The organism is Streptomyces sp. NPDC079020 (assembly GCF_044542225.1).
Classification (GTDB): Bacteria; Actinomycetota; Actinomycetes; order Streptomycetales; family Streptomycetaceae; genus Streptomyces.
Genome location: NZ_JBITUB010000003.1, coordinates 59,102 through 81,376, shown reverse-complemented (window position 1 = coordinate 81,376; position 22,275 = coordinate 59,102). Strand labels below are relative to the sequence as shown.

Genomic DNA, 22,275 nt, shown 5'->3' with positions numbered 1-22,275 from the left:
TCGGCATATGCCGAAGAAGCTCGTGATCAAGGTGACCGCCGGGGCCGAATCCGCCGAGCGCTGCTCCCAGGCCTTCACCGTGGCGGCCGTGGCCGTCGCCAGTGGTGTGGAGGTCTCGCTGTGGCTGACCGGGGAGTCCTCGTGGTTCGCCCTGCCCGGTCGCGCCGCCGAGTTCGAGCTGCCGCACGCCGCGCCGCTGCCCGATCTGCTCGACTCGATCCTGGCGGGCGGGCGCATCACGCTCTGCACGCAGTGCGCGGCGCGGCGCGACCTCACCGAGAAGGACCTGCTGGAGGGCGTGCGGATCGCGGGCGCCCAGGTCTTCGTCCAGGAAGCCATGGCCGACGACACCCAGGCCCTCGTCTACTGAGGACGACTCCCGCGTCCGCCGGGAGGCCCGCCTACTGGCGGCGCTTCTTGCCGTCGAGCTCGTCCCACCACTCGTCGGACTTCGGGTCGCCGGACGGGTCGTCCCACCAACGGTCCTCCGGGCCGCGCCGGTTCGCGACCATCGCCGCGACCGGCGGGATGACCATGGCGACGAAGCACATCCCGATGGCCACCGGCATCGACCAGAGGCGTACGAAGGCCCAGGCGGAGACGAAGAGGACGATGCATCCGCCCATCATCAGGAAATAGCCACGACGGCGCCGGGCGTACATACCTCCAGCGTAGGCCCGGTTCCGCGCGCGGCCCAGAGCACGTGTTCTCCGGGTCGCGGCACGGTACGGCCCCGGCCCGGACGGCGCGAAGGGCCGCACCCCCGCTCAGGTGGCGTCCAACCCCCTGGGGTGCGGCCCTTCGGCCGGTCATGCGCCGCGCGGCGTGCGCGTCGCGTCCGCCGGAACTAGACGGCGATCGCGACCTCGGAGAGGCCGCCGGTCTGCGCCACGACCGTACGGTCGGCGCTGCCGCCCGGGACCAGGGCGCGAAGCGTCCAGGTGCCCTCGGCCGCGTAGAAGCGGAACTGCCCGGTCGCCGAGGTCGGGACCTCGGCGGTGAACTCGCCGGTCGAGTCCAGCAGACGGACGTAGCCGGTGACGGGCTCGCCGTCGCGGGTCACGCTGCCCTGGATGGTGGTCTCACCGGGCTTGATCGTCGAAGCGTCGGGGCCGCCGGCCTGTGCTCCACACATGGTGTTCTGTCCTTCTGGTCGAAGTCCTGCTGATCGGTCGAGCGGTCCCGCGCACACGCGTCGCGGAACTGCGCTGCGGTACTACTTGGCGGCGCCGAGCTCGATCGGCACGCCGACGAGGGAGCCGTACTCGGTCCACGAACCGTCGTAGTTCTTGACGTTCTCCTGGCCGAGCAGCTCGTGCAGCACGAACCAGGTGAGCGCGGAGCGCTCACCGATGCGGCAGTACGCGATGGTGTCCTTCGCCAGGTCGACCTTCTCGGCCTCGTAGAGGGCCTTGAGCTCGTCGTCCGACTTGAAGGTGCCGTCGTCGTTGGCGTTCTTCGACCACGGGATGTTGCGGGCGCTCGGCACGTGGCCGGGGCGCTGCGACTGCTCCTGCGGGAGGTGCGCCGGGGCGAGCAGCTTGCCGCTGAACTCGTCGGGCGACCGCACGTCGACCAGGTTCAGGCTGCCGATGGCCGCCACGATGTCGTCGCGGTAGGCGCGGATCGACTCGTCCTGCGGCTTGGCCTTGTACGAGGTGGCCGGGCGGGCCGGAACGGTGTCGACCAGGTCGCGGGAGTCGAGCTCCCACTTCTTGCGGCCGCCGTCGAGAAGCTTGACGTTCTCGTGGCCGTACAGCTTGAAGTACCAGTACGCGTACGAGGCGAACCAATTGTTGTTGCCGCCGTACAGGACGACGAGCGTGTCGTTCGCGATGCCCTTCTCGGACAGGAGCTTCTCGAAGCCGGCCTGGTCGACGAAGTCACGGCGGACCGGGTCCTGGAGGTCCGTGGTCCAGTCGATCCGGATCGCGTTCCTGATGTGGTTCTTCTCGTAGGCCGAGGTGTCCTCGTCGACCTCGACGATGGCGACCTTCGGGTCGTCGATGTGGGCCTCGACCCAGTCGGCGTCTACCAGGACGTCACTGCGGCTCATGTGTTCTCCTCCGGGGCAGTCTGCGACGGGGTGGTGCGGAGTGCGGGCGCGGGGTGTACGCGCAGATGCGCGGAGCGGGGCGCGTACGTGGCACTGGCTCGGCCCTGACAGTGGTCCAAGGGCCTGGGGGGAAGCAGAACGCTGAAGACGTCCCGCTCAGAAGGTGCGACAGAGCATGGCGGCGACGCGGCACAGGTCTACTGCCCGCCGCTTCGTGAGATCCGCCTGTCGCTTCATGTGTCCGATCGTAGGGAGGTACGGGCGGAGATGTCACCGTCGTGTCGCATTATGAGACGGGATCGTCCGCCATCCGGGACGGCGGAGCGATGACCGAGGGCCGGGGACGCGGATGCGGCGACGCGGGCTCGGCGTTCATCTGAGGGCCGGACGTGAACGTCTCAGTATCTGGATCAGGGATCCGGCTCAGGGCTCAGGGCTCAGGGCTCAGGGCTCAGGGCTCAGGCATCAAGGCCCGGGGGGCGCACCGCCACCGCCGGACGCCGGTCGTATCACCCCGTCGGCGCCCGGACTTCCCCTCGCCGCCTCCGGGCCGCCTCCGGGCCGGTTTCCCGGCCGGGTTTCCCGGCCGTTTCCCGGCCCGGGGCCGTGTCAGCCGGTGAGAGCCACGTTCGAACCGGTCACCGAGATCTCCAGCCCGTCGGGGGTGACCTCGATCTTCTCCAGCTTCAGGCCGTCCGGCAGCCCGCCGATCTTCCGCTCGAAGTCGGTCTTGCCGCGCACGATGTCCTCCAGACCGGGGATGCCCTCACCCGGGACCTCGTCCGCGTGCACCCGGATGGTCCGGCCGTCGACGAGGGTGACGGTGGAGAGCACGCTGCGCGAGAGGGGACGGCCGAGGATGTCGACCGTGCCGGTGACCTTCACCTTGCCCTTGCCGCCGTACTCGACGGCGACGCCCTCGTTGGCCGCGGAGGTCAGGTCCTGGTAGCTGACGACGGCCGTGCCCGTGGCACGGGCGGCCGTCGCGCTGGAGTAGCCGGGGCCGATCTCCACGTCGTGCAACTGGGCCCGCATCTCGCTGACCCGGATCACCCGGCCGCCCGCGCTGGTGGTGATGCCGGTGAGGCCGACATCCACCCGGTCGAGCCGCGAATCGGCGATCTGCGTCAGAAACGGGAAACCCTTGATCGAGACGTCCGTGGAGCCCGCGCTGCCCCCGCTGATCCGGACCCGGCCCTCGGCCTCCGACTCCGCGAAGTAGACCGCGGCGCGGTCGACGGCGACGAAGAGGCCGCCCAGCACCACCAGGACGACCAGCAGTATTCGCAGTGCTCGCATGCCCGTTGCTCCCCCACCCTGACCCGACCGGGCCCCCGTGGGACCCGACCGGCCCCCTGGGCCCGTGAGCCTACTGCGGCCGCACGGGACACCCGGGGTGATCGACGATCAGAAACCCCCGGCCGGTTCCCGGTTCGCGCCTCAGCCGACCAGGCGTCCGAACAGATACACGGCGGGAGCCGCGGCGGTGAGCGGCAGCGCCACTCCGGCGGTCATATGGACGAACCGGGACGGATAGTCGTAGCTCGCCACCCGCAGCCCGATCAGCGCGCAGACGCCCGCCGCGAGCCCGAGGAGCGCGGCCTTCGCCCCGAAGTCCGTGAAGCCGCCCATCACGGCACCGGCCCCCGCGGCGGCGAGCAGCGCCATCACGGCCGACGCCGCACCGGGCAGCGGCAGCGCCCTGACGAGCACCGCGGCCGCGACCGCGACCCCGCCCACCGTCACGGCGTCCGGGACGGCCGCCAGATGCCCGGCGGCGAGCACGGCGAGGGCGGCCGAGACGACCGTGGCCATCAGCCCGTACATCCGCTCGTCGGCACCCGCGTGGCTGCGCAGCTGCAGAACGACCGTGAGCAGCACCCAGACGCCCAGGGTGCCCAGGAGCGCGCCGGGGCCGTTCTCCCGGCCCGCCGCGAGCAGGGCCACATCGGCGGCGAGCCCGCCGGCGAAGGCGAGCGCGATGCCCTGACGGGCCGGCCACATGCCGTTGAGCCGGAACCAGCCCGCGGCCGTCACGGCCTGGAGCAGGATCAGGGGGACGAGCAGGGCGTACGGGCCGATCGCGGCCCCGAGGGAGATCAGCAGGCCGAGCCCGGCGGTGATCGCCGCGGGCTGCATGCCCGGCGCGATGATCGGCGAGCGCCCTTCGGCACGGGCCCGCTGGGCATCGGTGATCCGGCTGTTGCCGAGGGTGGTGGGCGCGCTGAACCCGGAGGCGTCGAGCGCCGCCGAGGACGCCGCAGCCGGTGCGGGGGCGGGGGCGGACACGGGCGGCTGCGCGGAGGCGGGCGCCGTACGGGAGGTGTCCGGCACCTCGGGCGGCAGCGGATACGAACCCGAGGCGCCCTGCGCCGGCGGATACGCGGCATCGGCGGCGTACGGCGCCGGAGCGGCAACCTGGTGCTGCACGGGCTGCTGGTGCGCCTGGTGCTGGACCTGGTGCTGTGCGGGCTGCTGGTGCGCCTGGTGCTGTGCGGGCTGCTGGTGCGCCGGGGGCTGCACCGGCTGCTGGACCGGCTGGATCGTCGGCTGGTACTGGGTGTCCCAGGTCTGCGCCTGCCAGGTCTGCGTCGCACCCTGGTCGAAGGCCCCCGGCTCCGACTGCCCCGTCGGCCAGTGGGAGGAGGCGTCGTACGGGGCGGCCTGGTCACCGTACGGCTGCTGCGGCTGCGGCTGCCCGTGGGCGGGGGCACCGTACGCCGGACCACCGTAGGACCGACCGTCGTACTGCTGCTGGGGCTGCTGGACCTGCTGGGGCTGCTGCCCCGCGTACGACTGGTCACCGTAGGGCTGGTCACCGTAGGGCTGGCCGCCGTACGGCTGATTCCCGTACGACTGGTCCCCGTACGACTGGCCGTACGGCTGCTCACCGTACGGCTGCGGATACTGCTGATCGCTGTTGTCGCTGCTGCTGCTCATGGTCTGCGGTTCACCCTCCTGCGAACGGCGGGAGCACCTCGACCGTGCCGCCCTCGGCAAGCCGTACGGTCTCATGGCCGCGGGTCCCGACGGGGTCACCGTCGATCAGGAACGAACACCTTTGCAGTACGCGGACCAGCTCACCGGAGTGCCGTTCGCGCACCGTGTCGAGTGCCTCGGCGAGTGTCGCCGCCGCGTACGGTTCCTCCGCCGTCCCCGCGGCCGCCTTGGCCGCAGCCCAGTAACGGATCGTCCCCGTCGCCATGGCGCCACCCCTTTCGTCGTGCGTCAGCTGTCCATGATGGGTCACGCCGCGGCCGCCCAGTCGGCGATGCGGGTGAGCAGGATCTCGTCGGACGCGTTCTCCGCGTGCCCCATCCCCCGCTCCAGCCACAGGCCCGCGCCGCCCTCCCCGGCGGCTTCGGCGAGCATCCGGGGGTGGTCGAGCGGGAAGTACGGGTCCTGGTCGCCGTGCACGATCAGCAGCGGGGCGGGCGCGATCAGCGGGACCGCGCCGACCGGGGAGAGCGGTACGGGGTCCCAGTCCTCGTCGGCGATACGGGTGCGGAAGCCGTAGCGGCCCACGAGCCGGCCCGTGGGCCGGGTGACCACCCAGTGCAGGCGGCGCATCGGGGCCGTGCCCCGGTAGTACCAGCGCGCGGGAGCACTCACAGCGACGACCGCGTCGGCATGCGCCTCCGCGCGCCCTTGAAGCGCTGGTACCCGACACGGCGCCGTTCGAACGGCCGTACTACCGCGTATCGGATTCCGGACGGAATCCCGGGGCGAATCCCGGACGGATTCCGCAGCCGGATCAGCCGTATACAGCGCACCGTGCCGGAGCACCACGGAGCCGCCCATGGAGAACCCGGCCGTGATGATCCGCCGATGCCCCAGCGAGCGCGCCCAGGCCACCGCGGCGGCCGGATCCAGCACTTCGCGATCACCCACGGTCGAGCGTCCGACGGACCTTCCATGGCCCCTGAAAGAGAACGTGATCACGGCCGCACGCTGGGAGAACACCCGTGCCACCCGTCGCACGGCCGGGCGGTCCAGATGGCCGGTGAACCCGTGTGCGACGACAATCGCGGTATCGGTCCGCGCACCGTTCCCGGCCCCGATCCCCGCCGCCCCGGCACCCGCCGTACACGGTTCGTACACCGCTTCGACGGGGACCCCGTCATCGGTCAGCAATGTGGCGCGAAGGGGGTTCGGCGTGAGGAAGGAAACAGAAGAACTCAGGAATCGGCCCTCGGACACAGAACTCATGTGGGCTATTCTGCTGCGAACAGGATCCGGGCAATGCAGCCCCCGGGTCCTTTTGTGCTTTCCGCGTGTTGTTACGGAGACGTTTCGACAAGCTCAGCGGTCCCAGGGCGCGGGACCGCACCGGTAAAGCCGCACGACCGTACGAAGCAGTGCCGCATACTCCCCCGGGTCCGACCCGGGAGTGCCCCTCTCGCAGGGAACGAGGAGGACCGACGTAATGGGCGAGCGAACCGTGCAAGACGACCGACCGACCGACCAGGCAGGTGGGCGGCGATGAGTTCACTGCTGCTTCTCACCAACGCGCTCCAGCCGTCGACGGAGGTGCTCCCCGCCCTCGGCCTTCTGCTGCACAGCGTGCGGGTGGCCCCCGCCGAGGGCCCCGCTCTCATCGACACCCCCGGTGCCGATGTCATCCTCATCGACGGGCGCCGCGACCTTCCGCAGGTGCGGTCGCTCTGTCAGCTGCTGCGGTCCACCGGACCCGGCTGTCCGCTGATCCTGGTGGTCACGGAGGGCGGTCTCGCCGCCGTCACCGCCGACTGGGGCATAGACGACGTCCTGCTGGACACGGCCGGCCCGGCGGAGGTCGAGGCACGGCTGCGGCTGGCCACCGGGCGGCAGCAGATCACCTCCGACGACTCCCCGATGGAGATCCGCAACGGGGACCTCTCGGTCGACGAGGCGACGTACAGCGCCAAGCTGAAGGGCCGGGTCCTGGACCTGACCTTCAAGGAGTTCGAACTGCTCAAGTACCTCGCGCAGCACCCGGGCCGCGTCTTCACCCGCGCCCAGCTGCTCCAGGAGGTCTGGGGGTACGACTACTTCGGCGGTACGCGGACCGTCGACGTCCACGTACGGCGGCTGCGCGCCAAGCTCGGCCCCGAGCACGAGTCGCTGATCGGCACCGTGCGCAATGTCGGCTACCGCTTCGTCGCCCCGGAGAAGGTGGAGCGGGCCGCCGCCGAGGAGGCGAAGGCCCAGGAGGCGAAGGCCCAGGAGGCGAAGGACCGGGCGGCGAGGATCAGGGCGGCGGTTTCGGCGGCCGAGGGACCCGTACCCCGTTCGGAGCAGTCCCGCGATTCACAGGTCCCGGAAGAAGCCCCGGTACGAGCTGCCAAGAGGTAGGTCCATCCGCGTAGACTGCCGCGCGTGGCCAAGGTGACGCGGGACGATGTGGCGAGACTGGCGGGGACGTCGACCGCGGTCGTCAGCTACGTCATCAACAACGGACCCAGGCCGGTCGCCCCGGCCACGCGCGAGCGGGTACTCGCAGCGATCAAGGAGCTGGGCTACCGGCCCGACCGGGTCGCCCAGGCGATGGCCTCGCGGCGGACCGACCTCATAGGGATGATCGTGCCGGACGCGCGCCAGCCGTTCTTCGCGGAGATGGCGCACGCGGTCGAACAGGCCGCCGCCGAACGCGGGAAGATGGTCCTCGTCGGCAACTCCGACTACCGCGACGAACGAGAGGTCCACTATCTGCGGGCCTTCCTCGGCATGCGCGTCTCCGGGCTGATCCTGGTCAGCCAGGGCCCCAGCGAGCGGGCCGCCGCCGAGATCGAGGCCTGGGACGCCCGTGTCGTCCTGCTCCACGAACGGCCCGAGGCGATCGACGATGTCGCGGTCGTCACGGACGACGTCGGCGGCGCGCAGCTCGCCACCCGGCACCTGCTGGAGCACGGCAACGCGTACGTGGCCTGCCTCGGCGGCACCGAGTCGACCCCGGCGGTCGGCGACCCGGTCGCCGACCACGTCGAGGGCTGGCGGCGGGCGATGCACGAGTCGGGGCGCTCGACGGAGGGGCGGCTGTTCCAGGCCCCGTACAACCGTTACGACGCCTACGAGGTGGCGCTCGGGCTGCTGTCCGGGCCGGACCGGCCCCCGGCGATCTTCTGCGCGACGGACGACCAGGCCATCGGGGTGCTGCGGGCGGCCCGTGAGCTGCGGATCGATGTGCCCGGGGAGCTGGCGGTCGCGGGCTTCGACGACGTGAAGGAAGCCGGTCTGACCGATCCGCCGCTGACGACCGTCCACTCGGACCGTCCGGCGATGGCGCGGGCGGCCGTGGACCTGGTGCTCGACGACTCGCTGCGGGTCTCGGGCTCGCGCCGGGAGCGGCTGAAACAGTTCCCCTCGGCGCTGGTCGTGCGGCGCTCGTGCGGGTGCGGGGAGCCGGCAGCGGGAGTCCGCCGAGGCGGTGCCGCGGCGGAAATCCGCTGAGCCTTTATTTGGGACATACGAGGTTCTGCCGGGCTTCTCAGGACGTACTCAGCCTCTTCTCATGTTCGCTGGCCACTCTCGTAGACATGACCGAGAGCAACCGCCCGAGCGGCGAGTACCCGACGTACCACTCGTACCCCTCGTACGGCGACGGCGCGACGTCCTACCCGCCGCCGCCCCCCTACGAGCCGGGCGAGTCCGGCGGCGCACCCGGCGACTCCGGCCGGCCGGGGCGTGCCGCACGCCGGGCGCGGCGGCCCGTCGCGCTCCTGGTGGCAGTGGCGATCGTCGCGGCGGCGGTCGGCGGCGGCAGCGCGGCCCTGATCGGGCAGCTCACCGACAGCGGGCCGGACGGCTCCGGCTCCTCCGGCGCCGTCAACGGCACCACCGTCTCGCAGAGCAGCGCGGGCACCGTCTCCGGCGTCGCGGAGGCCGTCTCCCCGGCGATCGTCGAGATCGGCGCGACCTCCACGGCGGGCCGGTCCACCGGCTCCGGCGTGGTCATCACGTCCGACGGCGAGATCATCACCAACAACCACGTCATCTCCGGCGCCTCCCGGATCGAGGTGACCCTCTCCACCGGCAGGACGTACACGGCCGATGTGGTCGGCACCGATGCCGACAAGGACCTCGCGCTCATCAAGCTCAACGGTGCGAGAGGACTGAAGACGGCCACGCTCGGCGACTCCTCCTCGGTGAAGGTCGGCGACCAGGTCGTGGCGATCGGCTCCCCCGAGGGCCTGACCGGCACTGTCACCAGCGGCATCGTCTCCGCGCTCGACCGCGATGTCACGGTGGCCAAGGACGAGGACTCCACCCCGGGCGGCGGCCAGGGTCAGCGCGGGGGCGTCGGCCAGTGGCCGTTCGAGTTCGGCGGACAGCAGTTCAACGGGGACACGGGCAGCTCGACGACCACGTACAAGGCGCTCCAGACCGACGCCTCGCTCAACCCCGGCAACTCCGGCGGTGCGCTGATCAACATGAACGGCGAGATCATCGGCATCAACTCCGCGATGTACTCCCCGAGTTCGTCGAGCGGCACGGAGAGCTCCGGCGCGGGCAGCGTGGGTCTCGGATTCGCCATCCCGGTCGACACGGTCAAGGCCGACCTCGACACACTGCGGGCGGGCAACGGATCCTGACGCGCTCCGGGTGCCGCGCCGCCCCGGTCGCGCCGGACACCCCGGATACTTTCCCTATCAGGTACCGGACATTCCGGAGCCGGGCACCGGGTACCGGGTCAGGTACCGCGCCCGGCCGGAACGAACAGAGGAAGAGCAGCGATGAGCCACGCCGAAGACGATCCACAGCGCATCCTGATCGTCGACGACGAGCCCGCCGTGCGCGAGGCCCTGCAGCGCAGCCTCGCGTTCGAGGGGTACGGCACCGAGGTCGCCGTGGACGGCTACGACGCGCTCGCCAAGGCGGAGGCGTACGCCCCCGACCTGATCGTGCTGGACATCCAGATGCCCCGGATGGACGGACTCACCGCCGCCCGCCGCATCAGGTCCACCGGCACCACCACGCCCATCCTCATGCTCACCGCCCGCGACACGGTCGGTGACCGGGTCACGGGACTGGACGCGGGCGCCGACGACTACCTGGTCAAGCCCTTCGAACTGGACGAGCTCTTCGCCCGTATCCGGGCCCTGCTGCGCCGCAGCTCCTACGCGTCCTCGGCGGGCGCGGACGTCACCGACGAGGACGTCCTGGCCTTCGCCGACCTGCGGATGGACCTGGCCACCCGCGAGGTCACCCGCGGCACCCGCCGGGTCGAACTGACCCGGACCGAGTTCACGCTCCTGGAGATGTTCCTGGCCCACCCGCGCCAGGTGCTCACCCGGGAACAGATCCTCAAGGCGGTCTGGGGCTTCGACTTCGAACCGAGCTCCAACTCCCTGGACGTGTACGTGATGTACCTGCGCCGCAAGACGGAAGCGGGCGGCGAACCGCGCCTGGTCCACACGGTACGGGGCGTGGGGTACGCGCTGCGCTCCGGCGGCGGTGAGGGGTGAGGGGCCTGGTGCGCCGGTTCCGGGCGCTGCCGCTGCGTTCCCGGCTGGCGCTGCTGGTCGCCACGGCGGTGGCGGTGGCGGTGGCCGCGGTGGCGGCGGCGTGCTGGTTCGTGACGAAGGCCCAGCTGGAGAGCCAGCTCGACAACTCGCTGCGCAGCGCCAAGATGGACAACGACAAGATGCGGGACCTGCTGACCGCCTGCCTGAGCGGCGGGAAGCTGCCGGCCCAGGAGTTCCCGGGGCAGTACACCGTGCAGCTCGTCGCGTCGAACGGCACCTACTGCCCGGCACCGAACACCACGCCCATCCCCGCCCAGCCCGGCGACATCGCCGTGGCGGCCGGACGGCTGCCCGACATCCTGCACACGACCGAGAACGACGACGGCGCGAACATGCGCGTCTACACCAGCAAGCTGCCCGTGGTCGGTGCCGGCTCGGCGGGCGACCAGCTCGCCGTCTCCGTCGCCCGCCCGCTGAGCGAGGTCACCGCGCCTCTCTCCACCCTCGCCTGGGTCCTCGTCGTCGTCTCCGGCATAGGCGTGCTCGGGGCGGGCGCGGCGGGGCTGTGGGTCGCCAGGTCCGGGCTGCGCCCGGTCGACGAGCTGACCGAGGCCGTGGAACATGTGGCGCGCACCGAGGACCTCACGGTGCGCATCCCGGTCGAGGGCGAGGACGAGATCGCCCGCCTGTCCCGCTCCTTCAACTCCATGACCGCCTCGCTCGCCACCTCCCGCGACCTCCAGGCCCGGCTGATCGCGGACGCCGGCCACGAGCTGCGGACACCCCTGACCTCGCTCCGTACGAATGTCGAACTGCTCGCCCGCAGCGACGAAACCGGCCGGGCGATCCCGCCGGGCGACCGCAAGGCCCTGATGACCTCGGTCAAGGCGCAGATGGCCGAGCTGGCCTCCCTCATCGGCGACCTCCAGGAACTGGCCCGCCCCGACGCCGCCCAGCCCGGCCGCCTCGAAGTGGTGGCCCTGCACGACATCACCCGCGCCGCCCTGCAACGTGCCCGGCTGCGCGGCCCCGAGCTGACGATCACGGCGGAGCTGGCCCCCTGGTACGTACGGGCGGAACCGGCCGCACTGGAGCGGGCGGTCGTCAACGTCCTGGACAACGCGGTGAAGTTCAGCCCGCCCCGCGCCACGGTCGATGTGGTGCTGCACCGCGGCGAGCTGACGGTACGGGACCGCGGCCCCGGCATCCCCGCCGAGGAACTCCCCCACGTCTTCGAACGCTTCTGGCGCTCCCCCTCGGCCCGCCAGCTCCCCGGCTCGGGCCTGGGCCTGTCGATCGTGGCCCGCACGGTCCAGCAGGCGGGCGGCGAGATCACCCTGAGCCCGGCCCCGGACAACGGCCCCGGCACGGTCGCCTCCATCCGCCTGCCGGGCGCACCACAACCGCCGCCGGAGATCTGACCGGGGGGCGGCTAGGGGCGTCGGCTCAGGGCGTCGGCTCAGGGCGTCGGCTCAGGGGCGTCGGCGGAATTCGGCGGCCCCGACGCCCGTCCCCTCAGGCCCCCGGGTTGTGCCGGATCAGGGATTCGACCAGGCCGGAGCGGGTCGCGGGGAAGTCCAGCGGGACGATGCCGAGGCCCGTCCAGCCCGCGGTCCCCGAGCCGTCGAGGAAGGAGTGCACCTGCGGGTTGAGCCGGTCGGCGTTCCAGCGGGGCGGCATCAGGGCGGCGGTGCTCACATAGTTCATGAACAGCTTGCCCGGCTGTGCGTTCGCCTTCCGGAACTGAGCCTCGATCTTCGGGTACTTCCCGAACGGCTCGGCCATGTAGTCGTCCTGGATGTCGAAGACCTGCGGATCGGCGTACCTGACCCCGGGCAGCCCGCCGTTGTCGGCGAGCAGCACCACCTTGCCGCGCGCCTCGCCCAGCGTGGGCAGCGTGGAGTCCAGGCGGAACAGCGGCCGCCAGCCCTTGGCGTCGAGGTAGAGGTCGAAGATCCGCCGGAACGCGGCGTCGCTCTCCTCCGAGTACTCCTGCTTGACCCGCATCAGCACCGTCTCGCCCGGCCGTTCGGCCAGGAAGTCCCAGCAGGCACCGAGGACATCGCCGAACATCAGGTTCTGGAACGACGCCCCGTGATGGATGGCGAACGAGTCCCCGGTGATCCGGCAGCGTACGTCGAGGAACCGGATGCCACTGTTCAGCTGCTCGGCGATCGTCGTGTTCTGGCACTCGGTCCAGGGCCCGCCGTACCGGGCGCCGGAGTCGTGCGACCCCGGGATCGTGAGGCGCTGGAGTCCGGTCGCGTCGGGGATGGAGCCCATCCAGTCCTGCGGGGTGCGAGCCGTACGGGTCGTACGCGTCCCGGCGACGGCGGGCGCGACCCCGACGAGGGCGGTGGCGGAGACGGCGAGGGCGCCGGCCAGGAAGTTCCTGCGGGTACCGGTGTACGGGCTCATGCGGAAGGGCCTCCGGGTGCGTGGGGGGGTGAGCAGCCCCCGAATTATGACGGGTGCACGTCACCAGAGGAACAGGGCAGGAACGCTGCGGCCCGGCCACCCGGACAACAGGGCAACAGGGCAACAGGGCAACAGGGCACGGAAGTCATCACCTGACCGCTCGTCGATGAGCCGCACCGTGCCGAGGTCCGTCATGCCCTGACGCCTCCGGGCCGGACCCGGTGCGAAGTGAAAGTATCCGCTCATGGATGACACAGTGAAGCCCGCCGGGATCGTCGTACGCCGTGCGAACGACGCGGACGCGGATGCGCTCGCCGGGATCGACACCGTCGCGGCGGAAGGGGACGGCCACCGGCGGGCGAGCATCCGGGAGTGGTGCCGGCAGGGCCTGGCGGTCGTGGCGGAGGACGAGTCCGGGCCGCTCGGCTACTGCGTGGTGGAGTACACGTTCTTCGAACAGGGATTCGTCACCATGCTGATGGTGGCGCCTTCGGCCCGGGGCAGGGGTGTCGGACAGCGGCTGCTGGACTCCGTGGCCGCCTCGTGCACGACCCCGAAGCTGTTCACCTCGACCAATGTCTCCAACCAGCCGATGCAACGGCTGCTCCAGCGCGCCGGATGGAGCCCGGCCGGCCTTGTCCACGGCCTCGACGAAGGCGACCCGGAGCTGTTCTACCTCCACCATGCGCGGACCGGGCAGCCGTGCCCGTGACCCCGCGCCTGAAGCGGATCGGCTATTCGGTGGATCCGACTGTCGGCAGGCGCTGCCCACCACACTCAGTGGATTCCGGTCAGTAAGGGAAGCCGAGCCCTGTCCCCGACGCGAAATACCAGGTAGGGACGCACGGTCCATTCGATCCACGCCCCTCGTCCGGCGCCATCGACCGGTACGTGACCCGCTCGCACCAGAACGCCCACGCGGCGAAGGGCGACGGTTCCGATTCGCTGAGCATGAGTTACCTCCTTGCGTCGCACCAGGGCGCCCCTTGCCCACGGAGCCGGCGTGACGAGCTGCGAACAAGGGGAGCCCGCTCGACATCCCTCAACCGGCGCAGAGATCAAGAGAGTTACGTGCGCTACTGCCGCGTTCTCCACGGTGCGCACGAGTCGAGTGGCGTTGCGTCACGAAGCTAGCGCGTGATGCCAACCCGTATCAAGTGTTTGACGTCTAACGAGTGAGGTGGAAACTCGCTACAAGTGATACGTGTGGATCGGCGATCCTCGGCGGAGCCAGAAGCACTACGAGAGCCACGAGGCCTACGAGAACTGCGACGCCGCACTTGCGGCCCTCCTCGCCGCGGTCGCACTCCTCTCAACGGGCCGGCGAAGTTCTCGAACGACTCCATGTCGAAGTGCCCGCGCTCCACGGACTCATCGATGAAGCCGAGAGCGCCGTCGAGGATCCGTCCGCTCGCCGCCTCCAGCCGCCGCGGCAGATCAGCGCTGCCGAGCTGCTGCCTGGCTGTCGTCAGCGTGGTGCCGAAATCCCGGAGCGGGCCCACCCGCCCTTTCGCCCCCGGCCCCTTGAACGCCACCATGTCCACATCGTGCTGGTCGAGCCGGGCGGAACCGGGAAGGTCCGGGAGCCTGTGGCTGAGGTAGGGCGCGACGATCGAGTAGCTGCCCAGGGGGACGTGGGCGATGGACTTCGCCAGCTCGAAAATCTCGGAGACAGGGTGCAACGACTCCTGTTCCCCGTTGTGGACGAGGGTGTACAGACCGCCCTGGTCGTCGTTCTGAATGACGATGACCGGGCTCAGGTGGTTGATCAACTCGGCCCGGAGCGTGTCGTAATGCTCCTGCGTTTCCGTCTCGGCCGCCAGGATCGCGTCACGGGCCCGGCGTTCCCGGGCCGCCGGATCCGGTCCCGGAGAATCGCTCCCCGCATCCGCGGATGCGGCCCGACGGCCGCCGAGGTACGCCATGGCACCGGCTGCGGTAGCGGAGCCGAGAAACATTCTGTGCGTACTCACTGTTCGTCTTCTTCCGTTCGGATACCGGCAGTTCACGTGCCCGCGCCGAGAGGAGAAGAGAGACTGCCGACATGACCATGCACCTCATCTCCGTGATCGGAAACAGCCCCGGCGTCGGCAAATCCACCCTGTGCCGCGCCGTGGCCGACTGGCTCAGGAGCATCGGCGCATCGGTCGACCACTTCGAGGAATCCGACATCCTCACCCGGCCGTCCTTCCGGCCGGTCGCGGACGAGTTCGCCGGTGGAGCCTCCGCCGTACGGCCCGAGACCCTGGTCGCGTGCACCCGCGCCTATGTCACGGAATCACTCGGGGCAGGCAAGGACCGCCTGGTGACCGATGCCCTCCTGCCCTTCATCCCGTCCCTCGTGGCATGGGGCCACGACGAGGCCACGCTCGTCCACGTCGTGGACGAACTGACCCGGGCCGTGAAACCCGCCCAGGTCACCGTGGTGTACGTCCACGACGACCCGGACACGGCACTGCGGCGAGCCGTCGACCGGGAAGGTGCCGCCTGGGAGGACTGGTACGTAGCCAGACTCGCCGGTTCCCCCGGCACCCGGGCGGTCCATGACCTCACCTCGGCCGCCGCCCACCTCCGCTCCGAGGCGGACCTGACCCGCCGCCTCCTCGCCCGGACCCCTTGGCGGCTTCTGACGGTGGACGTAGGCGATCTCGACGCCCAGGAGGCATTCGCCCATACCCGGCGCCACCTGGCTGGCTTTGTTCATCTCCAGGAACAGCGTTCTCGAACGGTTCCGGAGGCAGTTCGTGATCAACCAGCTCGCGAATGTCGATGAGAAATGACGGCACTGTCGCGGCCGCGAACGCGGGATGGCCAGTCGCCCGTCAGGGCGGCTGGCCATCGGGGTAGGTGGCCGTCATGCGTCAGCCGAACTGGCGCCGATCAGGTGCTCCGGTCCCGCGCGGTTCGGCTGAGGTTGTCGCTCAGCGTGGAATCGCGAGTCATGCGCACATTTGGCAGTTTTCCTCGCCAGATCTCTCGCTCACCTGTGCTCTTGAATCCGTAACGCTCGTAGAAGCGGACCGCTCGCTCGTTGTATTCGGTGACCCACAGGCGCATAGGTGAGCTTCCTGCCCAAGTGAGGAACTCTCTCATCATTCGGCCTCCGACACCTTTGCCCTGGGCTTCGTTCAGCAGATACATCGGCCCGAGGGTGACGACCTCGTCCCGGCGACCGCAGAGGAAGCCAACGATCTCCGTCTGGGAGCGGGCGACACGGCAAAACAGCAGGTCCGGTCGCTGCTTTGCCGCCTCGATGAACTCCCGCCACTGGGCGATGCCTTCCGCGGTGGCGGAGGCGCCGCGGTGCTCACGGATCCAGGTGTCATCGATCCCCGCCGCCTCGTTGGGATATGTCTGCAGCCAGATCCTCAACTGCAGAGGCCCCAGAAACGCGGCGTGGTCGGCATGGGGGACTTCGATCACGTGGGTCATGGCCGCCATCCTCGCCGATGCTCCCCGAACGCTCGTACGTTTCTTGGTCGGTGACAGCAAAGGTCAGCCGGCCTTCGCGGGCTCCTCGGCTCGTGCTCGGGTGCTGGCGAGGCGGTAGGAGTCGGTGCCGGTTTCGATGATGGTGCCGTTGAAGGTCAGCCGGTCGACGATGGCCGCGCAGAGCCGCGGGTCCGTGAACGTCTTCATCCAGCCGCCAAAGGACTCGTTGGAGGCGATGGCGACGCTGTTCCTCTCCTCGCGCTCGGTCAGAACCTGGAACAGGAGTTCGGCGCCATGCCGATCCAGCTCCATGTAGCCGAGCTCATCAACATCACCCGACCGTGGTTCGGGGCGCCTCGCAAACTCGTCGACAAGTGACGTCACTACTGCTCGATAAAGCCACCTGGCGGAGGCCCTGGGACTTCCCGACCGGACTCCGCCGCAGCAGTAACCGCCGGCCGGCCGGGAAAGGACGCGCACAGCCGAACGGGCGGCCCCCACCCTGCGCCGGATAGGGGACCGCCCGAAGCGGACGCGACGAGCCCTCAGGCCAGATCGTCGAACTCGCCGTCCTTCGCACCACCCAGGAAGGCACGGAGCTTCGCACGGGTCGTACGGATGACCACGTCAGGATGGTCGCTCTCACGCATCAGAATCTCGCCACCGTGCTCGGCGAGCTCCAGGCAGTCGGAGCCCTCGGCATTGGAGGATCTCGAAGATTTGCGCCACTGAATTTCCACAACACTCACGCCTTCATACTTGTAGTGCGATTTGGCGAATGAAGTCCCGCGAGCTCTTCGGATCAAGCGACTTCTCTTCGGTCCGGTCCAGAGCAACTCGCCAATTCTCAAGACTTGTCTCGGAATCCACAAAGCCCGAACCGGTCGACGTATCCGTCTGCACTGTGTCCAGCTGCGGCACCACACCGTAGAGGTAGTGTGCCGAACTGCTGGCGTACGGGAAGCCGCCTGCCGCGAACGGGATCACACGGATGGTGACGCCCTCACGTTCCGACTGATCCACCAGATAGTCGAGTTGGCTGCGGGCGACCGCAGAGCCGCCATACGTCATTCGCAGCGCAGCCTCATGAATGAGGAACGTGCACGAAGCCAGGTCGACACGATCGAGTACATCTCGGCGCCGCAACCGGTGCGACAGCTGTCGCCGCTGACGAGCGGGGCTCGGAGGCGGCACGCTCTCGGCGAAGACCGCCCGCGCGTAGTCCTCGGTCTGGAGAAGGCCGGGCATATACATGATCTGCACCGACCTGACGGCCACCGCGTGGTGCTCCAACTCGGCCAGATCGAGCGCGGCGCTGGCGAGGTGGCCCCGGTAGTCCTCCCACCAGCCGCTTATGCGCTCGGCTGCCATCTCCGCCAGCGCTTCGACATACGCGCTGTCGGGGCATCCGTAGTGGCCGGCCCACGCTCGGACGCGATCGGCGCTCACGCCGAACCTTCCGGATTCGACGTTGCTGATAGTGGTGCGATCGGTTCCCAGCATGGCCGCCGCCTCGGTGAGCGACAGGCCGGTGTGCTCTCGAATCCGACGCAACTCAGTACCCAGGCGGCGCTGTCGTCCCGTGGGCGTCTTCCTCGATGGCATCGCCCCTCCTCTTGTCGGGTCCCAGTGTGGCCCTTGGTTCGAACCCTATCCAAAAGAGCTAATCCTTTACGGGTTCACGTCTAACGCGTTAGACCATGAGCTACGGTGCTCTCACCACGCGCTGCACGTCGGCCAGCCCGAAGTGCAGCCGCACACACGTGCGTTGAGACATGCACTTGTGCGGCCACAGCCACGGGGCGACGCGCAGCGCACACGCCCGGAGATACCAGACCGTGTGGGGAGAACGACATGACCGCCACCGCCACAACTCCCGTACCCATCAATCCGCTTGGCGGGGAGACGTACCGGCTGACCTTGCCGAACACCGCAGGCGCGGCCAAGATCGCGCGAGACTTCGTCACTTCCCTGCTGGATATCAGCAGGCATCCCGGCTTGGTCGACGACGCACGCATCTGCGTCACCGAAGTGGTCACCAACGCGCACCGGCACACCCGTACGTCGTTGATCCGCGTCCATGCCGCGGTCAACCGGCACCGGGTCACCATCTCCGTCGCGGATGATGAAGCCCGCGCCGGGAACGTGCTCGCCGCCCTGCGGTCGGGGCCGGAACAGGGAAATGGGCGCGGCTTGTTGCTGGTGGAGAGCCTCGCGCTCGCGTGGGGCACCAACACACTGAACGGCTGCCTGCCGGGGCACAAGGTCGTCTGGTTCACGCTGGGCCGGCCCGATCCGAAACCGTGACGCCTCCTGCGCCCTGCGACGGCGTGCCGCACTGGGGCTTCCTGCTCGTCGCCGTCGTCCTCAGCGCGCTCGCAGCCGGGGTGGCCCTCGCGCCGGTGCCACGTACGAAACCCGAGGACCCGAACGACGGTTGCGCAGAACGCGCCGACAAGGAAAGCCTGCGCAGGCCACCAGGCCAGCCGCCCGCCGCAACCAGCCCCGCCGACGTGATCGAGCGGTATCGCCACGCCGTGGCTGAGTTCCCTGTTGCCGATGTGGCCGGCTGAAGGCCGTCAGCCGGATCGGGGGCCGGGCGCGTGCGGTCCCGGATGCCGGGCGGCGTGCAGCGCGGATGCCCTGCGGACCAGCGTGTCGTCGCCACGGCCGAGGCACTCGGCGGCGTACAGCAGTTCCGCCAGCACCTCCTGGTCGCGCGCCTGCACGGCGAGCGCGAGCAACGGGCCGAGCCTCGCGGACCAGGCCTCGCGCGTCTCCGGGGGACTCGTCCGGGGCAGGGCCGACGCCCTGCGGGCCCAGCGGCGGATCTCCTCCCGGTCCGCCCGGGGAGCGGGCACGGGGAGGAGAAGGGGGACCTGTTGGGCGAGGTCACCGGGGGTGCTCCGGGACGCTCCCCGTCGCCGCCCCCGTTCGGCCGCGGCCAGGGCCGCCGCGAGCGTCGTGTGGTAGCACGTGCCGAAGAGGTAGGCGGCTGCCCGGTCGCCCGTGAGCCCGGACAGGACCTCGGGGCGGTGCACCGGGCTGGGTACCGCCCCGTCCCGGCGCTGCGCGGTGGCCAGGGCGCCCCAGCCCTCCCGTACCAGCGGGTCGTCGTCGCCCCGGAATCCGAGGGCGCCCGCGCACAGCAGCAGCTCCGAGAGGAGGTCCAGGCTCCCGCGTGCGAGGTGGACGCCGAGCAGTACCCGGACCGGTGCGCGGAGCCGGGCCGCTTCCCCGGGGCCGCCCAGCAGCCGCCGCGTACGGCCGAAGTCCGTGACGTAGAACAGGACATGGGCGAGCGCGTACGTCTCGTCCCCGGTCATCTGAAGGACGTCCGGGCCCAGGGCGGCAATGCTCCGGCGGTGCAGCACGTCGAGTGCGGGCAACGCCGCCGGAGGCGTGAACCCTCCCCGGTCGACGAAATAGCGCAGCTCCACCTGGGAGAGGACAGGCCGGTACGCCCTGGTGTGACCGCCCGCATCGGCCGCGAGCAGCGCCTGGCACTTGGCGCGCGCTCCGGGCTGCGGGCGGCCGAGCACTTCGAGCAGCGCGATCAGATTGAGGTGGTAGGGGAAGAGTTCGTCGCCCCGGCGCAGCCCCCGCGCGAACTCCGCCTCCCCGGCCGCACCGGCGGCCAGATCCAGGGCACGGCTCGGGAGCGCCGCTTCCTTGGGCACCAGGCCCGAACGGTCCAGCAGCCGTACCAGGCCCAGCAGTTCGAGGAGGGGACCGGGGCGGAACGGGCGACGGGGAAGATACTCCTCCCAACGGGGCGCCGCGAACCACTCCACGTACTCCTCCAGCCAGCGCAGCGCACCTGCCAGCACGCGGTCCGCGGAGGCATCCGGATCAGGGACCGCCGCCTCGCCCTCGCCCTCCCGCCGGGCATGCGCGGGCAGCGGGGGCCAGTACGGACCGTCGCCCTCGGCCACCGGGGCGCTCACCGCCCGCTCCGCACGCGCAGCAGCGCCAGGACCGCCACCAGGATCCCGGCCAGCACGCCCAGGTCCGCCCACCACGGCAGCAGACCGCCGCCGCCCAGCAGGGTCTGGCGCGCCAGATCCACGGCGTACGTCATCGGGTTGAGGTACATGACCGAGGCCAGCCAGTCGGGCACATCCCGCACGCTGAAGACCGAACCGGACAGGAACAGCAGGGGGAACATGGCCAGTTGAACGGTCGCCTGGAGGGTCTGCACACGTTTGACGACCGTGGCCAGGCACAGCCCGATGACGCTGAAGACCGTCGCCGCGAGCGCGTAGCAGCCGACGGCGAGGACGAACCGGGCGGTGGTCAGCGGCACGCCCATCAGCGGCGAGAACGCGAGCATGAGCGTGCTCTGCACGGTCACCGTCCCCGCACCCGCGACGACCTTGCCCAGGGGAAGGCAGATCCGCGGCACCGGGGCGACGAGGAGTTCGCGCAGGACGCCGTACTCGCGGTCCCAGGCGTACGACTGGCCGGAGGCGACGCCGATCGAGACGACCTGGATGCCGATGATTCCGGGAAAGACATACGCGCTGAACGACACCGAGCCGACCGCGCCGATCATTCCGTCGAAGCCGACCGCGTAGACCAGGACGAAGAAGAGGATCTGCACCGCCTGGCTGAGGAGCACGCCCGGTCGTTTGGCCTGGCGCAGCAGATCTCGGTGGGCGATGACGGCGATGGCGCGCAGGGCCACTCTCAGCGGCCCGTCCCCGGCGGCGAGGGACGGTGCGGGGGCAGCTGTGGTGGTGGGGGCGGCGGGCGTGGTCCCGGTCGCGGGGGTGCCGGCCGTCGTCGTGTGCGTCCTGGTCATGGCGCCGTCGTCCTCTCCCGCCGGGCCCGGGGGCCGTCCTGCTCGGCCGCCTCCGGACAGACGCGGCCCTCCTGCTCGGCCGCCTCCCGACAGACGCGGCCCTCCTGCTCGGCCGCCTCCAGATAGACGTCGTTCATCGAGGGGTGGTGCACGGAGACCGTCAGTCCGGGCACGTCCAGGGCCCGAACCACCGCGGCGATCCGGGCCTCGGGATCGACGCAGTGCACCGCGACCCCGGCCGGCCCGATCAGCGCCTCGAAACCGGCCGCCCGCAACTGGCGGGCGGCCGCCTCGTCGTCCGCGCAGGTCACCACGACGCGGGACGAGTCGAGACTGCTCTTGAGCCGGTCGACGCTGCCGTGCCGGACGATCCGGCCCTGCTGGAGGATGACGATCTCGTCGGCGTACTCCGCCTCGTCCATGTAGTGCGTGGCGAACAGGACCGTGACACCCAGCTCGTCACGCATCCGCAGCAGGTCCTCCCACACGGTGGCGCGGGCGGCCGGATCCAGACCGTTGGTGGGCTCGTCCAGGACGATCAGCCCCGGCCGGTGCAGCAGGGCACGGGCGATCTCCACGCGCCGGGCCAGCCCGCCGGACAGCTCCTCGACGCTCTGGTGGCGGCGGTCGGCGAGACCGAACAGGTCCAGCATCAGCGTGATCCTGGACCGGGCGTCCGCGCGTTTCATGCCGAACAGCCGGGCGTGGAACCAGAGGTTGCGCTCCACCGAGAGTTCCTTGTCGAGGGTGCGTTCCTGGAAGACCAGTCCCAGACGGCGCCGGGCGGCCACGGCTGCCTCCCGGACGTCATGGCCGAAGATCCGGACCGTGCCTCCGTCTGGCCGCGCGGCTGTCGACAGCACCCCCAACAGGCTGGACTTCCCCGCACCGTTGGGGCCGAGCAGCGCGGTAATGCGGCCCGGCGGGGAACTGACCGACACACCGTGGACCGCCGTCACCCTGCCGTGGCGCACGACCAGATCGCTGATCTCGAAGGCGAGGGGGGCCCGCTCGGCCGATGCTCCGCCTTCGGCCGTCTCCGCAGGGGTCCGACCGGAGCTGTCCGTACCGGCCCCGTTGCCTCCAGCCCCGTTCCTACCCGCCCCGTTCACGCCGGCCCC

The 22,275-nt window shown here is 70.5% G+C and carries 26 protein-coding genes and 1 pseudogene; 10 read left to right on the top strand and 17 right to left on the bottom strand.

All coding sequences use genetic code 11. The features are described from left to right. Window positions 1-7: 7 nt before the first annotated feature. Window positions 8-370 carry a DsrE family protein gene (locus tag ACIGJO_RS07450; protein WP_399953487.1) on the top strand — a complete coding sequence of 121 codons (363 nt, stop codon included), beginning with the start codon at window positions 8-10 and terminating at the stop codon, window positions 368-370. Window positions 371-401: 31 nt separating this feature from the next. On the opposite strand, the gene ACIGJO_RS07445 is transcribed toward ACIGJO_RS07450, so the two are convergent. The 8 genes from ACIGJO_RS07445 to ACIGJO_RS07410 form a co-directional block, all read right to left on the bottom strand. Then, window positions 402-662: a DUF3099 domain-containing protein gene (locus ACIGJO_RS07445; RefSeq protein WP_399953484.1), complete on the bottom strand. Its 261-nt coding sequence runs from the start codon at window positions 660-662 to the stop codon at window positions 402-404. A gap of 185 nt (window positions 663-847) precedes the next feature. Beyond that, a complete protein-coding gene (locus ACIGJO_RS07440; RefSeq protein WP_003968135.1) occupies window positions 848-1,135 on the bottom strand; it encodes a DUF1416 domain-containing protein in 288 nt (95 codons plus the stop codon). An 81-nt stretch (window positions 1,136-1,216) separates the two neighbouring features. Then, window positions 1,217-2,056, bottom strand: coding sequence for a sulfurtransferase (locus ACIGJO_RS07435; RefSeq protein WP_399953481.1), 840 nt, complete (start codon window positions 2,054-2,056; stop codon window positions 1,217-1,219). Window positions 2,057-2,212: 156 nt separating this feature from the next. Then, window positions 2,213-2,293: a putative leader peptide gene (locus ACIGJO_RS07430; protein WP_350310325.1), complete on the bottom strand. Its 81-nt coding sequence runs from the start codon at window positions 2,291-2,293 to the stop codon at window positions 2,213-2,215. A 372-nt stretch (window positions 2,294-2,665) separates the two neighbouring features. Continuing rightward, window positions 2,666-3,355: a DUF2993 domain-containing protein gene (locus ACIGJO_RS07425; RefSeq protein WP_399953478.1), complete on the bottom strand. Its 690-nt coding sequence runs from the start codon at window positions 3,353-3,355 to the stop codon at window positions 2,666-2,668. Window positions 3,356-3,496: 141 nt separating this feature from the next. Next, window positions 3,497-4,996 (bottom strand): hypothetical protein, encoded by a 1,500-nt coding sequence (locus tag ACIGJO_RS07420; RefSeq protein ID WP_399953475.1) that lies wholly within the window; start codon window positions 4,994-4,996, stop codon window positions 3,497-3,499. Between the two features lie 10 nt (window positions 4,997-5,006). Then, window positions 5,007-5,261: a MoaD/ThiS family protein gene (locus ACIGJO_RS07415; protein ID WP_399953473.1), complete on the bottom strand. Its 255-nt coding sequence runs from the start codon at window positions 5,259-5,261 to the stop codon at window positions 5,007-5,009. Between the two features lie 41 nt (window positions 5,262-5,302). Then, window positions 5,303-6,265 (bottom strand): alpha/beta fold hydrolase, encoded by a 963-nt coding sequence (locus tag ACIGJO_RS07410; RefSeq protein ID WP_399953470.1) that lies wholly within the window; start codon window positions 6,263-6,265, stop codon window positions 5,303-5,305. A gap of 273 nt (window positions 6,266-6,538) precedes the next feature. Here ACIGJO_RS07410 and ACIGJO_RS07405 point away from each other — a divergent pair, with 273 nt between their 5' ends. From ACIGJO_RS07405 to ACIGJO_RS07385, 5 genes are all read left to right on the top strand, one after another. Further along, complete coding sequence (locus tag ACIGJO_RS07405) at window positions 6,539-7,390, top strand: winged-helix domain-containing protein (protein ID WP_399953467.1); 852 nt, start codon at window positions 6,539-6,541, stop codon at window positions 7,388-7,390. Between the two features lie 24 nt (window positions 7,391-7,414). After that, window positions 7,415-8,485: a LacI family DNA-binding transcriptional regulator gene (locus tag ACIGJO_RS07400; RefSeq protein ID WP_399953465.1), complete on the top strand. Its 1,071-nt coding sequence runs from the start codon at window positions 7,415-7,417 to the stop codon at window positions 8,483-8,485. Window positions 8,486-8,571: 86 nt separating this feature from the next. Next, window positions 8,572-9,627 (top strand): S1C family serine protease, encoded by a 1,056-nt coding sequence (locus tag ACIGJO_RS07395; protein ID WP_399953461.1) that lies wholly within the window; start codon window positions 8,572-8,574, stop codon window positions 9,625-9,627. Between the two features lie 141 nt (window positions 9,628-9,768). Then, window positions 9,769-10,500 (top strand): response regulator transcription factor, encoded by a 732-nt coding sequence (locus ACIGJO_RS07390; RefSeq protein WP_399953458.1) that lies wholly within the window; start codon window positions 9,769-9,771, stop codon window positions 10,498-10,500. Then, the gene (locus ACIGJO_RS07385; RefSeq protein WP_399953455.1) at window positions 10,497-11,921 is read left to right on the top strand and encodes an ATP-binding protein; all 1,425 of its coding nucleotides are present in this window, start codon (window positions 10,497-10,499) and stop codon (window positions 11,919-11,921) included. Before ACIGJO_RS07390 ends, ACIGJO_RS07385 begins: the two co-directional genes overlap by 4 nt. A gap of 94 nt (window positions 11,922-12,015) precedes the next feature. On the opposite strand, the gene ACIGJO_RS07380 is transcribed toward ACIGJO_RS07385, so the two are convergent. Beyond that, window positions 12,016-12,918 (bottom strand): phosphatidylinositol-specific phospholipase C, encoded by a 903-nt coding sequence (locus ACIGJO_RS07380; RefSeq protein ID WP_399953452.1) that lies wholly within the window; start codon window positions 12,916-12,918, stop codon window positions 12,016-12,018. A gap of 244 nt (window positions 12,919-13,162) precedes the next feature. Between ACIGJO_RS07380 and ACIGJO_RS07375 the strand changes: the two genes are divergently transcribed. Further along, window positions 13,163-13,630 (top strand): GNAT family N-acetyltransferase, encoded by a 468-nt coding sequence (locus tag ACIGJO_RS07375; RefSeq protein ID WP_399953450.1) that lies wholly within the window; start codon window positions 13,163-13,165, stop codon window positions 13,628-13,630. A 418-nt stretch (window positions 13,631-14,048) separates the two neighbouring features. Here ACIGJO_RS07375 and ACIGJO_RS07370 read toward each other — a convergent pair whose 3' ends face one another. Continuing rightward, window positions 14,049-14,876 (bottom strand): hypothetical protein, encoded by an 828-nt coding sequence (locus ACIGJO_RS07370; RefSeq protein WP_399953447.1) that lies wholly within the window; start codon window positions 14,874-14,876, stop codon window positions 14,049-14,051. An 86-nt stretch (window positions 14,877-14,962) separates the two neighbouring features. Between ACIGJO_RS07370 and ACIGJO_RS07365 the strand changes: the two genes are divergently transcribed. Beyond that, a complete protein-coding gene (locus ACIGJO_RS07365) occupies window positions 14,963-15,691 on the top strand; it encodes a hypothetical protein (RefSeq protein ID WP_399953444.1) in 729 nt (242 codons plus the stop codon). Between the two features lie 107 nt (window positions 15,692-15,798). On the opposite strand, the gene ACIGJO_RS07360 is transcribed toward ACIGJO_RS07365, so the two are convergent. The 4 genes and pseudogenes from ACIGJO_RS07360 to ACIGJO_RS07345 all read right to left on the bottom strand — a co-directional run bounded on the left by ACIGJO_RS07360 (window position 15,799) and on the right by ACIGJO_RS07345 (window position 17,955). Then, window positions 15,799-16,350 carry a GNAT family N-acetyltransferase gene (locus tag ACIGJO_RS07360; RefSeq protein WP_399953441.1) on the bottom strand — a complete coding sequence of 184 codons (552 nt, stop codon included), beginning with the start codon at window positions 16,348-16,350 and terminating at the stop codon, window positions 15,799-15,801. Window positions 16,351-16,413: 63 nt separating this feature from the next. Next, window positions 16,414-16,680, bottom strand: a pseudogene (locus ACIGJO_RS07355) (ATP-binding protein); the annotation flags it as partial. A gap of 215 nt (window positions 16,681-16,895) precedes the next feature. Further along, on the bottom strand, window positions 16,896-17,090 hold the full coding sequence (locus tag ACIGJO_RS07350) for a DUF397 domain-containing protein (RefSeq protein WP_399954511.1): 195 nt from the start codon (window positions 17,088-17,090) through the stop codon (window positions 16,896-16,898). 13 nt (window positions 17,091-17,103) lie between these two features. After that, window positions 17,104-17,955 carry a helix-turn-helix domain-containing protein gene (locus ACIGJO_RS07345; protein WP_399953438.1) on the bottom strand — a complete coding sequence of 284 codons (852 nt, stop codon included), beginning with the start codon at window positions 17,953-17,955 and terminating at the stop codon, window positions 17,104-17,106. A 249-nt stretch (window positions 17,956-18,204) separates the two neighbouring features. On the opposite strand from ACIGJO_RS07345, the gene ACIGJO_RS07340 reads away from it, so the two are divergent. Together ACIGJO_RS07340 and ACIGJO_RS07335 are read left to right on the top strand one after the other, a co-directional pair. Then, on the top strand, window positions 18,205-18,657 hold the full coding sequence (locus ACIGJO_RS07340; protein WP_399953435.1) for an ATP-binding protein: 453 nt from the start codon (window positions 18,205-18,207) through the stop codon (window positions 18,655-18,657). After that, the gene (locus tag ACIGJO_RS07335; protein ID WP_399953432.1) at window positions 18,654-18,923 is read left to right on the top strand and encodes a hypothetical protein; all 270 of its coding nucleotides are present in this window, start codon (window positions 18,654-18,656) and stop codon (window positions 18,921-18,923) included. The genes ACIGJO_RS07340 and ACIGJO_RS07335 overlap by 4 nt, the downstream gene beginning before the upstream one ends. A gap of 6 nt (window positions 18,924-18,929) precedes the next feature. On the opposite strand, the gene ACIGJO_RS07330 is transcribed toward ACIGJO_RS07335, so the two are convergent. From ACIGJO_RS07330 to ACIGJO_RS07320, 3 genes are read right to left on the bottom strand one after another with little or no spacing between them, the layout of a single operon-like run. Further along, window positions 18,930-20,297, bottom strand: coding sequence for a DUF6895 family protein (locus tag ACIGJO_RS07330; RefSeq protein ID WP_399953429.1), 1,368 nt, complete (start codon window positions 20,295-20,297; stop codon window positions 18,930-18,932). Then, entirely contained in the window at window positions 20,294-21,154 is an 861-nt protein-coding gene (locus ACIGJO_RS07325; protein ID WP_399953426.1) for an ABC transporter permease, read from the bottom strand. The genes ACIGJO_RS07330 and ACIGJO_RS07325 overlap by 4 nt, the downstream gene beginning before the upstream one ends. Next, a complete protein-coding gene (locus ACIGJO_RS07320) occupies window positions 21,151-22,266 on the bottom strand; it encodes an ABC transporter ATP-binding protein (protein ID WP_399953423.1) in 1,116 nt (371 codons plus the stop codon). The genes ACIGJO_RS07325 and ACIGJO_RS07320 overlap by 4 nt, the downstream gene beginning before the upstream one ends. Window positions 22,267-22,275: the final 9 nt, after the last annotated feature.